Annotated in this window: 13 protein-coding genes; 12 read left to right on the top strand and 1 reads right to left on the bottom strand. The window is 62.2% G+C overall.

Annotated features, from left to right (window positions below; genetic code table 11):
• Positions 1 to 3 precede the first annotated feature (3 nt).
• Entirely contained in the window at positions 4 to 549 is a 546-nt protein-coding gene (locus ACQY7R_RS18495; RefSeq protein WP_428307046.1) for a hypothetical protein, read from the top strand.
• On the opposite strand, the gene ACQY7R_RS18490 is transcribed toward ACQY7R_RS18495, so the two are convergent.
• Entirely contained in the window at positions 543 to 1748 is a 1206-nt protein-coding gene (locus tag ACQY7R_RS18490; RefSeq protein ID WP_428307045.1) for a HEAT repeat domain-containing protein, read from the bottom strand. The genes ACQY7R_RS18495 and ACQY7R_RS18490 overlap by 7 nt on opposite strands.
• Before the next feature lie 143 nt (positions 1749 to 1891).
• On the opposite strand from ACQY7R_RS18490, the gene ACQY7R_RS18485 reads away from it, so the two are divergent.
• From ACQY7R_RS18485 to ACQY7R_RS18435, 11 genes are all read left to right on the top strand, one after another.
• Positions 1892 to 2413 carry a MogA/MoaB family molybdenum cofactor biosynthesis protein gene (locus ACQY7R_RS18485; RefSeq protein WP_428307044.1) on the top strand — a complete coding sequence of 174 codons (522 nt, stop codon included), beginning with the start codon at positions 1892 to 1894 and terminating at the stop codon, positions 2411 to 2413.
• A gap of 407 nt (positions 2414 to 2820) precedes the next feature.
• Positions 2821 to 3897, top strand: a complete 1077-nt coding sequence (locus ACQY7R_RS18480) for an endonuclease/exonuclease/phosphatase family protein (protein ID WP_428307043.1) — start codon at positions 2821 to 2823, stop codon at positions 3895 to 3897.
• Positions 3898 to 4239: 342 nt separating this feature from the next.
• Complete coding sequence (locus tag ACQY7R_RS18475; RefSeq protein ID WP_428307042.1) at positions 4240 to 4818, top strand: hypothetical protein; 579 nt, start codon at positions 4240 to 4242, stop codon at positions 4816 to 4818.
• Entirely contained in the window at positions 4818 to 6359 is a 1542-nt protein-coding gene (locus ACQY7R_RS18470) for a S1 family peptidase (RefSeq protein WP_428307041.1), read from the top strand. Before ACQY7R_RS18475 ends, ACQY7R_RS18470 begins: the two co-directional genes overlap by 1 nt.
• 176 nt (positions 6360 to 6535) lie before the next feature.
• Positions 6536 to 6676, top strand: a complete 141-nt coding sequence (locus ACQY7R_RS18465; protein WP_428307040.1) for a hypothetical protein — start codon at positions 6536 to 6538, stop codon at positions 6674 to 6676.
• Positions 6677 to 6984: 308 nt separating this feature from the next.
• A complete protein-coding gene (locus ACQY7R_RS18460) occupies positions 6985 to 8382 on the top strand; it encodes a phage portal protein (RefSeq protein WP_428307039.1) in 1398 nt (465 codons plus the stop codon).
• Between the two features lie 112 nt (positions 8383 to 8494).
• Positions 8495 to 8677: a hypothetical protein gene (locus tag ACQY7R_RS18455; RefSeq protein ID WP_428307038.1), complete on the top strand. Its 183-nt coding sequence runs from the start codon at positions 8495 to 8497 to the stop codon at positions 8675 to 8677.
• Between the two features lie 354 nt (positions 8678 to 9031).
• Positions 9032 to 9772: a hypothetical protein gene (locus ACQY7R_RS18450; RefSeq protein WP_428307037.1), complete on the top strand. Its 741-nt coding sequence runs from the start codon at positions 9032 to 9034 to the stop codon at positions 9770 to 9772.
• A gap of 50 nt (positions 9773 to 9822) precedes the next feature.
• Positions 9823 to 10296, top strand: a complete 474-nt coding sequence (locus tag ACQY7R_RS18445; protein ID WP_428307036.1) for a hypothetical protein — start codon at positions 9823 to 9825, stop codon at positions 10294 to 10296.
• Between the two features lie 124 nt (positions 10297 to 10420).
• Positions 10421 to 11581, top strand: a complete 1161-nt coding sequence (locus ACQY7R_RS18440) for a hypothetical protein (protein ID WP_428307035.1) — start codon at positions 10421 to 10423, stop codon at positions 11579 to 11581.
• A 287-nt stretch (positions 11582 to 11868) separates the two neighbouring features.
• Positions 11869 to 13737, top strand: a complete 1869-nt coding sequence (locus ACQY7R_RS18435; RefSeq protein WP_428307034.1) for a hypothetical protein — start codon at positions 11869 to 11871, stop codon at positions 13735 to 13737.
• Positions 13738 to 14014: the final 277 nt, after the last annotated feature.

The following is a 14014-nucleotide window of genomic DNA, read 5'->3' as shown; positions in this document are numbered from 1 at the left end:
GCGATGGACGACGAAACTGAATCTGAACTGCCCGAACGTCCAGCGGGGCGAGCGCCAAAAGCGAACTTGGGTTTGATTCTCGCCGCGACGATCGCGATCGGCCTCTTCCCGCTAATCTTTGGGATCTACGGCTGGCGGGTCGCAGGGCAGGGCGATCAGCCGCTCGTGACCGAACGAACCAAGTGGCCAGCGTCGCTGACCGCATCGTTCACAGGTTCGCCGCTGACAGACGAGGATCTTGAGGCAATCGAACTGACGCCGATCGACGGCGGCTGGTTTTTACGGATGAAGGCAACGCCGACCGCGGTCGAGTACGTGACGACGACGTTAACGCCGCTCGACGCTGCCGCCGCAGCAAGCGAAGCGTCGGCCGTCGTAACGAAACAGTTCTGGGATTATATGCCGCACCGCTGGCGGAATCACAAGCCGTCGGCGAACGATCGCTTCTACGCAGCGCAAGACAGCGGTTGGCTCGCGAGAATCAATGACGAAGACAAGGTCGTGTTGCTGTGGAGCGGTTCCAAACAGAATCTGCGTAACGATCACTGATCGCGGCGAGCATTCACGTGCTGCCGCATTTGCATGTCGACGTACCAAGCCCGCCAGGCGGGTTCATCGTATTCAAATTTCTGGTTGCCAGAGAGTTTGAGCAGCGCTTGCAAGACGCGCTCGTTGTTGTAATCGGTCTTCACTACTTTCGGGGCGTCGCCTCCCATGCTCAGCCCGCCGCCGGGGCCAACGTTGAACTTCTGTCCTCCTTCTGGCCCTCCAGATCCTCCAACGATCTCCTTATGGGTCGTCACAAGTGCGTCGATCAGCGGGCTAAGCGCCGCCGGATCGTTGAGATGGCCAAGCGCGACGCCGGCCAAATTGACCACTGCGTTGTCCTGACTCTTCAATGCATCGACGTAGGGCACGATCGGCACCGGCCGCGGCCAGCGCGCGATGTAGTCGCGGCACTGGGCGCGGATCTCAGGATCGGTCTCAGGATCGAGCGTGTAGGCGACCAATTGTTGCAGTGCTGCGGGATGGTCAAGCTGCGCGAGTACCCGCAGCAGCATTTCAAACACGGCGTCTTCCGGTTCATCTTTCATGATCCGAATGATCGCCGGCGCCGCTTGCGGGTCGCTGATCGCCATGATCTGCGCTTCGCCTTCGCGAACGCGATCTTCGCGGCGATTGTCCATGAAGCCTCGCCACTTGCGCAGCGTCAGAAACCAATCGACGTTGACCGTGTCTTGGCCCTTGTTTCGTTCTCGCAGAGCGACATCTTGTTTCGTGCGGTACTTGCCGTCGAAGAACACCATCCCCCGCTCGGTCATCAACTGGTCGGCAGTGAGCCAGCGGTTGCCGACGCGCTGAAAGCCGAGGCTGCGCCGCGAGGCTTCGTCGTTCGGATCGAGTTCCGCCGCGCGGGCGAGGTGATGATCAGCGTCGGCGAGCATCTTCTTCGAGCGGCACCATTCAGCCAACTCGCGGTGCGCTGCGGGCGTGTCTTGGATCGCGCGACTCCGCTTCTGGTACTCGGCGTCAGCATCGCCTTGCTGCACAATCCGCTGGATCGATTGCCGTGTGAGCGAGATTTCGGCGCCGTCACTGGTGCGAATGAGGTAGTTGCCTGCTTCGTTCCGCTCAAGCGCCTCGCCGGAGACTTCGCCGCCGTCTTTGAGTTCAAAGCGGTCGGCGCGGAGCGTCGGAGCAGCAAACGAGCAAGCGATGAGCCCGAGGGCAATAAATCGTCGACGCATTCTCTTGGTTCCTGTGCTCCGTGGATGAGCCTGCGGGGCGGTCCCGGGCGGAGCAACTTTTATTATACTGAGGCCGCGGCGCGGAAGTCACGCAAATGCCGCGGCCCCCAGTCCTGCGACCCGCGAAATCGGTGCAACCCGTCATGAGCCGCTACGACAGCCCTTCCGCCGAGGAGCACCGCGCCGCCGGGACCGCGATCGCCTGCGGAGTCATCACGGTGAGCGATACCCGCACCGCGGCCGACGACCGCAGCGGCGACCTCATTGCCGAGTTGCTGGCGGCGGCGGGGCACTCAGTGGCCGGGCGGCGGATCGTCCCGGACGAACCAACTGCCGTCGCCGCCGCGATCCACGAGTTCGTCGACGCTGGCCAAGTAGCGGCGATCTTGCTCACCGGTGGCACCGGCGTCGCCCCACGCGATCAAACCCCCGAAGCAGTCGCTGGCCTCTTCACGAAAGAGCTGCCCGGATTCGGCGAACTGTTCCGCATGCTCAGCTACCAGGAGATCGGCCCGGCGGCGATGCTCAGCCGCGCGTGCGGCGGGATGATCGGCGGCGTGGCGGTCTTCTTGATGCCAGGGTCGACTGCCGCGGTCAGGCTAGCGATGGAGCGACTCATTCTACCGGAGCTGGGCCATCTCACGAAGCTAGCAGGTCGGGAGTAACGCGAACTCGCGTCACGTATGGAGTAGCCCTGAAGCAGCCGCTGGTGCCGCCAATTAGAAAATGTTGTGGCCCCCTCCCCCTGGCGGGGAGGGATGGGGAGGGGGGATGAACCCTGGTACCCGCTGCGACCACCCCTCCCTAACCCTCCCCATCGAGGGGAGGGGACCTCATGGTTAAGTTTTTCTGAACCCTTCGCCGCAAGCTGGCAAAATCTGCCAACTTGCTTACCTAACTTCTCTCGCCCCAATCGCCCGCGTCGGGTACTCTCCCGCCGCCTCTCGCCCCAACGGCCCCGTCGCCTCGCGCGCTCGACGATCGGCTGTCATGGGCGGTGCTGCGCGATCCAAGTGCAGTGCAGGCGTTCAAAACGGATTGATCGAACTCATTCGCGCCCAAGGAGCGGGCCGTGCAAAAACTATTATCACTCGCCACGCTCATCGCTATGGGCGGCGGCATTTGGATGGCGATCGGCGGCGGCGCCCTGGACCAGTTGGGGGCGGACCCCAATTCGCAAGCAGTACAAACTGCGCAGCAGACGGCCGGCGCGCCGGCAGCGAACGGGTGGAACACGGCGCCGCAGACCGCGCAGACTCCGCAGGCGACAATCGCCAACATGCCGGTCACGATCGGCGGCGCCGCGCCGCAAGGCCAAGATGGGCTAACGATCAAGATCGCGTCGTTCAACATCCGCGATTTCGGCGACAAGAAGATGAGCGAGCAGCGCGTCGTCGCCCTGCTCGCCGACGTCGTCCGTAAGTTCGATGTCGTCGCGATCCAAGAGATCAGCACGCAAAACACGCGACACATGCAAGACTTCGTGGGGTACGTCAATCAAGGCGGCGGCCAGTACGACTACGTCGTCAGCGAGCGGCTGGGAAACAGCGTGCAGAAAGAACAGTACGCCTACGTTTTCAACACGAAGACGATCGTGCTCGATCGCTCAAGCGTCTACACCGTCGGCGATCCGAATAACCTACTGAGTCGTGAACCGCATGTGGCTAGCTTCCGGACGAACGTCGATCCGAACGTGGCGTTCACGTTCATGTTGGTGAACGTTCACACCGTGCCCGAAGATCCGGCCCTCACCAGCGAACTCGACGTGCTGGCCGAGGTTTACCGGGTCGTCCGCCGCAGCAGCAACGGCGAAGACGACGTCATCATGCTCGGCGACTTCAACGCGAACGATCGCAAGATGTCGCAAACCCGGCTCGGGATGATCCCCGGTCTCACCTGCTTACTGGGCGGCAACGTTTTCACCAACGTGCGGCAGAATGCTCTGTACGACAATCTGCTAATTCACACAGCGTCGACGTCGGAGTACGCCGGCCGGTCGGGCGTCTACAACTTCGCTCAGCCGCTGAATCTCTCGCAGGCCCAGACGGAGACAGTCTCGGATCACTTTCCGGTATGGGCCGAATTCAGCGCGTATGAACTCGACTACAACGGTCGCATGGCCAACCGCGGCGGCGCGACCGTGCGGTAGCGAGATTGGCCTGCTGCCATCCCTAGCCCCGGGCTCCGCCCGGGGGTCGCGTGGCGTTACGTTGCGCGTCGTCTCTCGGCATGGTGACCGACCCCCTGGCGGAGCCAGGGGGTAGAAATGCACCGCTCGCTAACGCAACTGACGACTGCCAACGGACTACGGACAATCCAAAAATTTTCTTGTTGAAACTGGGCCACCCACTCCGCTAGAGTCACACGCACAAGCAAACGGTATTGAGCGGGGGCCAACATCGGCCATCCGCGAAAGCCCGCCGCTGATCCTTCCGAGGGTCGGCGGCGGGCTTTTTTTGTGCGCTCGCGCCACTGGCGGAAAGGGGAGGCTATGCGGTGTCACGTCAATCTCAGCGACGTGCAGCGGGAGATCAAAGACGGCGATCTGCTGCTCTTTCGCGGTAGCGGGCTCGTCTCGCGGCTGATTTCGGTCGCTGGTCGCAGCGACTACACGCACGCCGCACGGGCCGTGTGGTGGGGGAACGATCTCTTCTGCTGCGAAGTTCGCGAGCTGAAGGGAGGCCGTGCGGTGACGCTCGAAAGCCAGATCGAACGCTTCCCCGGCGCCATCGACGTCTTTGAAGCGAACCCGAGTAATCGCTGGCGCGAGTTTAACCGCTACGGCGCCGTGCGGTACATGCGACGGCTTGCCGGCTGCGACTACGGTTACCGCGGCGTGTGGCTCGCAGCGCTGCGGCATTTGCCGATTTGGCGATTCTGGATGAGAGCCGACGGCGACGATCGCCGCGTCGCAAATCAACCGCCGTTCTGCTCGCAAGCGTGTGCGATGGCTGACCGCATCGGCGGCGGCGTCGATCCCGTGCCGCATCTGGCCGACCGCATGACGGAGCCAGCCGACCTCGCGCGCAGCCCATTCTACCGCTACCGGTTCACGTTGGGGGGCCTGTGATGAAGAGCATCTTGCAAACACGTTGGTGCGAAGGCGAGTTAGCGGCGGCGATCGCGACCGTTGCGGCTTGGTCGCTCGTTGGCTTGACGCTGGCTCTGCACAATAGCTCCGCCTCGAGTAAGCGGCCGTCGCACGTCAACAAATGCCAGGCGGTCGTGGGTCAAGCGAACTCCACCGCCGCCTCCTGCCGCATCCACAATCAACTCCCAGGCGGCGTCGCCAACGCCGGCAGCGGCACGCTGATCGATGCGCTGCCCGACGGCAGCCGCGGGTTAGTCCTCACCTGCGCTCACTTGTTCAGCGAAGGAACGGGACAAGTCGTTGTCGAGTTCCCCGATGGTCGCACTCATGGGGCGCTCGTCGTCGCGATCGATCATCAAGCCGATCTCGCGGCGCTCGAGATCGCGCGACCTGCCGCACCAACGGTCGAAGTGAATCGCGAGTTGTCGACGGCCAGCCAACTGACCGCATGCGGCTTCGGACCGGCCGGCGTTTACCGCTGCATCACGGGCTTGGCGATCGGCTACTTGGAAGGGGCGGGGCAAACGAATGTGCGGATCCAGGGCGCCGTGCGATCGGGGGATTCAGGAGGCGGCGTGTTCGACAACCGCGGCCGGCTCGTCGCGGTGGTGTGGGGCGAAAGCAACGGCGTCACCTACGCCAGCACGGGCCGGCCGCTAGGTCGATTTCTTGATCGTGCGTTGGGGCGGCGTGCGACGGGTGCGCTTCCGTCTGCCACATCGCCTGCGAACGAAGCGAATGGCGCCGTTACGTGGTGCCCAGATGGAACTTGCCCGCTTGTCGGACCGCTAGCGGGCGGCGGGCAGCGGACGCCGCTATTCAAGCCGGTTGTTCCGGAGTCGCCGAATGGTTCGTGCCAGTGCGGTGATTCGTTGGCGGCGATCAACGCGCGGATCGGTGCGCTGGAGCAGCGCCCAGCGGCGGCAGCACCGATCGGAGAGGCCGAGCCGCTGAATGGTTCAGCGGAGTCGCTTGATTGGAGCGGCATGGCTCGCTCCGCGGCAACGCTGGCGACCGTACTCCTCGGCGTTAGCGGACCCGCTGGCTGGGGCGTCATCGCCGCCTCGACGGTCGGCGGCTGGCTCATCGGCCGCGGTTTGAAACGCCGCAAGCTGCGAGCGTTGAGCAGCGAGTTACGAGTAGAAGAAGCACCATCGCAATCTGAATCTTCGGCCTCGAAACTCGCTGCTCAGCCCTCGCCGCTTGCCAGTACGGAGGCGACCGCCGCCGCGGCGGGGCCGTTTCTCCGCGACGACGAACGCATTGTCTCGCTCGCCGTCGACGAGCAGGCGCCAATCGAACGCGACGATCGCGAAGCTCGAGAACTTCTACGACTTTCGCAACTGGAGGGACGTGACCCGCTACAGGATGCGGTTGCGGGACGCCTTGCACTCGACCGGCTCGACGCGCTTGCCGAAAGCGACGCTGATCCGCAGCAAGTCGCTTGGGCCGATGCGCTGAGGCGCGAGCTGCGCGAGCGGTTTAATGAAATCGCGCCGACGAAGTTTCAGATTGATTAATGGGGAATGCTGAATGGGGGAAGATGTTGATTGGCTGGGTTTGACCCACATTCAGCATTCCACATTCGCCATTCGAATCAATGTGGTAGCAACATTTTCGCAACGATTCTCAAACTAGAAGGAGTCCATCATGCCTGCCGGCGACCTTCTTGCGGAAGAACAAGTCGACGCAATTGTTGGTTGATCAACTACGGGACTTTCCGCTCGGAACTCACGACGACGGGCCCGATGCGCTGGAGATGGCGATTCGGCTGGCGCAAGGGGTGATGGCGGGCCGGTATGACGACGGGCTGGGAGATAATTTGCTGGGACGGTAATGAAGGCAGGGGAAAGGCAACCGCCAAGGACGCCAAGGTGCGCCAAGGAAATACAGAAAAGACTGCCCGCGAATAACGCGAATCAGCGCGAATCGTGAATTGGACAGGATCGCAGGATCTCGCGGATTTGCAGGATGAAATTCATCTCATCCAAAATCATGTCGATCCGCGAGATCCTGTCATCCTGTCAAAAATCAATTGCCTTCGCCTGCAACGAGGGCGTAACGTGCGGACTTTCCTTGGCGAACCTTGGCGTCCTTGGCGGTTCAATTTCATGAATCGAAACACAGATACAGCAGGGGGAAGCGATGACGCAGTATCTAGATCAGTACGAACAGCGCATCAGCGAAGCCGTCGATTCGCTGTGGGATGCGCTCGTCGATCCGCGCGAGGCGTATGTCGACGATGACGGCATGTGGTGGAACAATCTCAACGAAGCGGGCGGCGGATTCGTCCGAGCAGGGTTGCCGTATCTCAACGAGGCACAACTGGCGGAGGTGCGGCTCGATTGCCGGCGGCTCGTCGCGACGAACGAGTTTGCCATTAACGGCGTCGAGAATCGCATCAGTTACATCGTCGGCTCGGGCCACGTCTATCGGGCGGTGCTGCGCGACGATTCGGCGGCGGGCGCCGCGCTACTCACGGAAGTGCAGGGGGTGCTCAACGAGTTCCTGGCCGTCAACGCCTGGCACGCGCGGCAGCAGGAGATCGTGCGGCGGATGGATCGCGACGGCGAGGCGTTCCTGCGGTTCTTTGCCGGCGTCGACGGCATGACGCGGGTGCGGTTTATCGAGCCGGAGCAAGTTTCTACGCCGAAGGAACTGTCGCAGGAGCGCGCGGCGTCGTTCGGCGTTCACACCGAGGTCGACGACGTCGAGTCAGTTCGCGGCTACTACGTCGACGGCGAACCGATTGCGGCGGGCGAGATTCAGCATCGCAAGGCGAACGTTGATGCCAACGTGAAGCGGGGGCTGCCGCTCTACTTCCCGGTACGGAAGAACCTGCGGCGAGTCGAGAAACTGTTGCGGAACATGAGCGCGGTCGCGGAGATTCAATCGGCGATCGCGCTCATTCGCAAGCATCGTAGCGCTCTGCGAAACGGCGTCGAGCAGTTCGTCACCGACGGCTCCAGCACTTCGGGTTTCAGCCCGGCGACGGGGCGGACGCGCCGACTGGCCACGTACGAGCCAGGGACGATTCTCGACGCCCCAGCGGGGCTGGAGTACGACTTCCCCGCGGCGGGAGTGAACGCCAGTAACTTCGTAACGGTGTTGCAGGCCGAACTGCGAGCGATCGCCGCGCGGCTGGTAATGCCGGAGTTTATGTTCACTTCCGACGCGTCGAACGCGAACTACTCGTCGACGCTCGTGGCCGAGGGGCCGGCGGTGAAGATGTTCGAACGGCTGCAGGCGTCGCTGCGCAACGACGACCTGCAGGTGATGTGGCGCGTCATCGAGAACGCCGCCGCAGCAGGCCGCCTGCCGCAAGACGTGCGGCAACGCGTCGAAGTGCAGATCACGTTGCCGTCGCTCCATGTGCGCGACCAACTGCGCGAAGTGCAGGTGGAGAAGATCGCGTTTGAAAAAGGCATTCTCTCGCCGCAAACGTGGAGCCAGCGATTAGGGCTGGACTACGACCAGGAGCAGAAAAACTGGGAAGGCGCAAGCGATGAATTGCGGGCAGCGAGAACGAAAGGTAAGCCGTGAGTTTCGGCCACTTTATTACTTTCTCGCTGCTCGTAACTCGAGACTCGCAACCAAATATTTCTTCAAATTTTGTTGTCGAAACTGGGCCACTCAATTTGCTAGGATCGAACGCATGATTCAATCGAGCAAATTATCCGAGAAGACGAGCAAGCGGTCGCAAGCCCAAGCCGAGTTTGCCAAGTTGCTGGCGGCGGCCGAGACAAAAGGGTTTCACGGCACCGCGAGCATCACGCTCAGCGTGCAAGATGGCCATATCCAGCATCTGCGCGTGGCGGTCGATCGGATGGTGCGTTGATCGGTCGCAGGGGAAAGGCAACCGCCAAGGACGCCAAGGTTCGCCAAGAAAATACAGGAGGAGATTGAACCACGATGACACGACGGACCCAGCGAACACGACGCGCGGACATTGCCTCCAATTTGTATTTCCTTTGCGCCTCTGCGCCTTTGCGAGAGATTTTTTAAGAGAAAGGCGTGTCTCACGCTAAGGCGCGAAGACACAAAGAGAATTCAGTAATAGCAAGCAGGTATTGAAATGAGCTGAGCCGGCAGCGGCTGAGCATCACGACAAGCCTCGACGGTGATGTGCGATTTGAAATCGCGCATTGTCGTCGAGGCTTTTTTCGTTTCATTCGTCGGAAAGGAGCATCACATGACAGAAGTTCTGCAAGAGTTCGTCGACTCGCGCAACGTCACGCTGCGGGTCGACCGTGCGGCGGGCGTTCTGCGCGGCGTCAAGCTGATTGGGCTTGAATCGCTCAACGGCCGGCGGTATCGGCCCGAGGCGCTCGCTGCGGCGGTTGGGCTGTACGAAGGCGCCAAGGTGAACGTCAATCACCCGCAGGGCGGCCCGCTCGCGCCGCGCGACTACCGCGATCGGCTCGGCGTTATTCGGCAAGTTGAGTTTCGGCCCGACGAGGGGCTATTCGGCAACCTTCACTTCAATCCGAAGCACGCAGTAGCCGAGCAACTCGCGTGGGATGCGCAGCACAATCCGCGCAACGTCGGCTTCTCGCACAACGTCCTCGCGCGACTGACGCGCGAAGGCGCCCAATCGCTGGTCGAGGCGATCACGCACGTTCAAAGCGTCGATTTGGTCGCCGATCCGGCCGCGACGCGAGGACTGTTCGAGCAAGACGAGCGGCCAAACGGCGCGGCAAGCGGCGGTCTGCAGCAGACGGTGCTCGAACAAGCGATCGCTCGCGGCGATCGGCTGGAAGCTGATCTGCAGGCGGCGCTAGCGAGGGAAGCATCGCTGCGACAAGAACTCGCGCTCCGCGAAGCCACTGAAGCGGCTCGCCCGCGATCGAGCGAACCGTGGGCGCTCGCGCAGCGCGGCGTTCGCGTTGAAACGGCGGAGGAGTTCGCCCGCGCGATCCGCGTGCGTGCTTAGCGGTCCTTGGCGGTTCAAACTTCATTTCTTTTTTCAACGGAGAGAGAGCAATGGCGAACGTAATGCGATGGCGGTACGGCGATACGAATCCGGTGGTGTTGCCGGTCGCCGCGCTGACGGTAATCGACATCGGCGATCTGATCTACCAATCGAGCGGCGCCGCGTTGCCGGCGTCGGAACTAGCCGACGTGGGGACCGAGGCTGGCAATCAAGAAGCGTTCCACGACGTGTTCGTCGGCGTCGCAATGCAAGCGTCGCCGAGCGGCGTTTCTAATCCGATTCGAGTCGCCACGAGCGGCGTCTTCGAGTTCGAGTGCATCTCGACAACGGCCGAGATCGGCGACCTGTTCGGCTCCGACGAAGACGGGACCGGCACTGAATTGTTGTCCCAAGTCGTCGCCAAAGTCGCGACGGCGAACCTGGCGATCGGTCGTTGCGCCAAACGCGTCAACCCATCCGCGACGCGGGTGCTGCTTGAAATCGTCAGCACGGTACTGCGCGGCGGACCGCAGGTGATGGCTTAAGAGGGTTCAGCAGTCGGGGTTCAGGGGGCAGCCGAAGAGTGTGGCGTGGCATGCGATCTCTTCTTCCTTTCTGAACCCCGAACCCTGGGCCCTAACAACTTCAAACACAGGGGGAACTCCACACATGTCTCTCAACTACAGAGAACTAAAACGGCGGTTCGATCTCGACGGCGCTGAGCGAACGGCGCGGCATTTGACCGAAGCGCTCGCCAATCGAGACCTGGCGCCGGAAGACTTCAGCATTCGCGATCTTGCCGAGGCGCTCGTGCCGGACGGGCGGCAGTGGGTCGGTATGCTCGATCCGCGCACTAGCGGCGGCGTCAGCGTCGTCGAGGCGGCCGACGGGCTCGACGTGACGGCTTTTCAAACTGTCGCGGGACAGGTGATTTACGCGAAGATTCTCGACGCCTACACGCAAGAAGCGTTTGTCGCCTCGCGACTCGTGCAAACCGTGCCGACGCGACTCGATGGCGAACGAATTCCAGGGATGAAACGGATTGCCGACGACGTCGATGTCGTGGCGCCGGGGATGCCGTACCCGCATCTTGGCTTCGGCGAGGACTACATCGACACGCCGTCGACGCTCAAGCGGGGCTTCATCGTGCCGGTGACGAAGGAGACGATCTTCTTTGATCGGACGCATTTGGTCCTCGCGCGGGCGGCCGAGGTTGGCGAAATCTTGGGGCTCAATAAAGAGAAGCGGCTGCTCGATCTGATTGTCGGCGTGACGAACAACTACAAGACGAACGGCACGTCATATAACACGTACCAAACGAGCACGCCGTGGAAGAACGTCATCACGTCGAATGAGCTCGTCGACTGGACTGACGTCGACGCGGCGGAGCAGCTGTTCGCCGACATGATCGATCCCGGCACGGGCGAGCCGGTGTTGGTGCGCGGCACGACGGCGCTGGTGATGCCGGCGTACCGGCACGCGGCCCATCGCGTCTTCAATGCGGCGGAAGTCACCTACACCGGCAGCGGTGCGGCGACCGCTACGACCGCGGCCAACCCGCTGGGGAACTATCGCGTCCACGAGAGTCGACTTGCGTATCGACGAATCGTCGCCTCGGGCGTCACCGCGGCCGATGCAAAGAAGTGGTGGTTCATCGGCGACTTCAAGAAGGCGTTCGCCTACATGGAGAACTGGCCGATCACCGTGACGCAGGCGCCGATCGGCAGCGAGGCGGAGTTCAACAACGACGTCGTGCTGCGTTTCAAAGCGAGCGAGCGCGGCGCCGCGGCGGTGCTGAATCCTCGCTATGTGGTGAAGTGCACTGGGTAGGCGAGGCGAATCGGTTGCTGGTGATCAGTGACCGGTGAAGAGCGGGGCGCTGCTGGTCCCTCGAGTTGGCCGCTTGCCGTTCGATTCTTTGGCGTGCGGACGGCGAGGGCAGGTGCTCGGGACCGGTGGTTGGCTTGGCAGCCTCGACGTTGGGGTGGCGTCGGGGCTGCCGGCCTTTTCTGACTACGGCGATTGGCGAGCGATCGGCTTGCTCGCCTGAACGATCATTCGGCGGATGACGGGATCATCCAATGAGGTTTTCGTTTTTTCACTTTTAGGGGGATTGTATGTTTGCAGTTTCTGAATGTCGGGGCGTCTATGATATGCCGGCGCCGAACGGTACGGCCGATTACACGCCGCACTTGTTGGCGGCGCTAGCCACGCGGACGGCGGCGAACGAGCCGCGGGATCTTTACTTCCCGCCAGGGGAGTACCACTTTTACGGGCCGCTGCCCACGGAGGACTACGCGGAATTTTTCGACAGCTTTAAATTGTTCGCCGCGCCGACGGCTGCGACTCGGCAACATCGCGTGGAGGGCAACTCGCATCCGATGCGGCGTAACGTCCAGTTCAAGATCCACTTGGACAACGAGTCCGACGTTTGGATGGCGATCGATCGCGACTATCGCCTCGGTCCGATTGCCATCACCGGCGGTATTGCGCTGACGCTCGTTGACAAGGGGAGCATTCTTAGTTTTGGCGATCCGAACGAATCGAATCCATCTTTCGTATCGATCCGCGGATTGAAGCTGGAATGCGATCTCGACCGCGAGAAGCACTACGGTTCGCTCGATACGGGCGACGGGCGTAAATGGCTGATCGACGCCGGCGCGCACGGCTACGTGCTGAATCGCACGAACCAGTCGTTCGGTCTGCGGATGAGTCATTGCTACGACGTGCAACTCGACGTCAACACGCGCGGCCTGAAGTACGGCGTCATCAGCATTCGTTGCGATCGTCCTCGCGGAGACGTCATCGGCTTGTCAAATGGTCGAACGCTGCTAGAAACCGAAATGGACGCGGTCGCACCTTCGCAATGGACGAACGTTTGGGAAGAGAACCCGCTCATCGGATCGTTGATTTCGGGCCACGTCGCTGATTTTCGCGGCGAGACGAACGCCGGAAACTACGCGACGGCGCCGGGAGCGTATCCGTTGCCGTCGACGGTGGATTGGACCATCGGCGTCGGAGGCTCCGCCATCAACTTTACGAGTTGGGACGGCAGCTACGACGCCCGCGACTATTTCGAGCCGTGGACGGTGATCAAGGTCGATCCTGTGACGGCTGACGAACCAGATCGCTATTTGCTGGTCACCTCGGTGTCGGCGAATAGCGTGGGCTTCTGGGACTGGGAAAGCAAGTCGTACGTTTCGCGGGCGATTGGCGGCACTGGCGCCGGCATCACGCGATACTTTGGCATTCCGCTCACGGGGATGGGCTCGCGGTTTGACGCCGCGGCTCGTTCGACAGGCCAGAACAGCATCACGGGCCTGCCTGTGTGCGCGATTGTGCCTGGTCGAACTCCGATTCGACTGTCCGGAAACTCGAACAGCCAGGGACCGGACGCGAACGACCCGTACTTGCCAATCATCGTCGCCAGTTGCGTCGGCGCTGCGGAGTTGGTGTTCGGCGGCGTCGACATGATCGGCAGCGCCGATACGCCTTCGCATCCGCTCGTGAATCCGGGCGGGATCGGGCCGCGTTATGAGCGACGGACTCGCGAGGCGATCTACGATTTGGCGACCAAGTCGTTGATTGCCATGCCGGGACGCGGCGTTAGTGCGATCAACGACGTTGCCAGGCTGCTGACGTTCCATCCCAAGACCGATCCGATCTTTGGGAGCGTTTACGCTTACCGTCCTGCGGACTCGACTGTCGTCGGGTGGGAGATTCGCGATCCGCGACTCCAAAAGAACAAGGCGCCAACGCTGACCGTTCGCGTGTACAACCCGGGCGGCAGTAGCGTGAACGTTTCGGCATGGGGCGGCTCGGGAACGGTGCGCACCGTCTCGGCGGCGCCGGGATGGTCGGACGTGAGTTTCACCCTCGGCAACGCTCTGCAGATCGCGGACATGGGCGGCGACCCTGAAGGAGCAGTGATTGCGCTGCTGGGGACCGGCTACTTCGTCACGCGGGCGTGGATCAGCCAACCGTAAGGTTGATTGCACGGCTCGTTCGAGCGACGCTCCTGGCAGTGAAGGGGACGCTTCGGCTCGATGAGTGACGGCGGTTACGGCTTGGCAGCTTCGACGGGAGGGAACGTCGGGGCTGCCGGGCCTTTTTTGTAAGTTGCGAATTTTGCGTGCCACTGGCGTGTCGCCCGTTCTTAGCCCCGGGCTCTGCCCGGGGCTAGCGTCACGCGCGACAACGCTCAGCCGAATGGTTGCTCACTCCCGGGCGGAGCCCGGGGCTAGAGGTTCGCCAGCGGAGTCG

It is taken from the genome of Lacipirellula sp., assembly GCF_965279485.1.
In the GTDB taxonomy this organism is placed as follows: Bacteria; Planctomycetota; Planctomycetia; order Pirellulales; family Lacipirellulaceae; genus Lacipirellula.
This window is presented reverse-complemented; position numbering and strand designations above follow the sequence as displayed.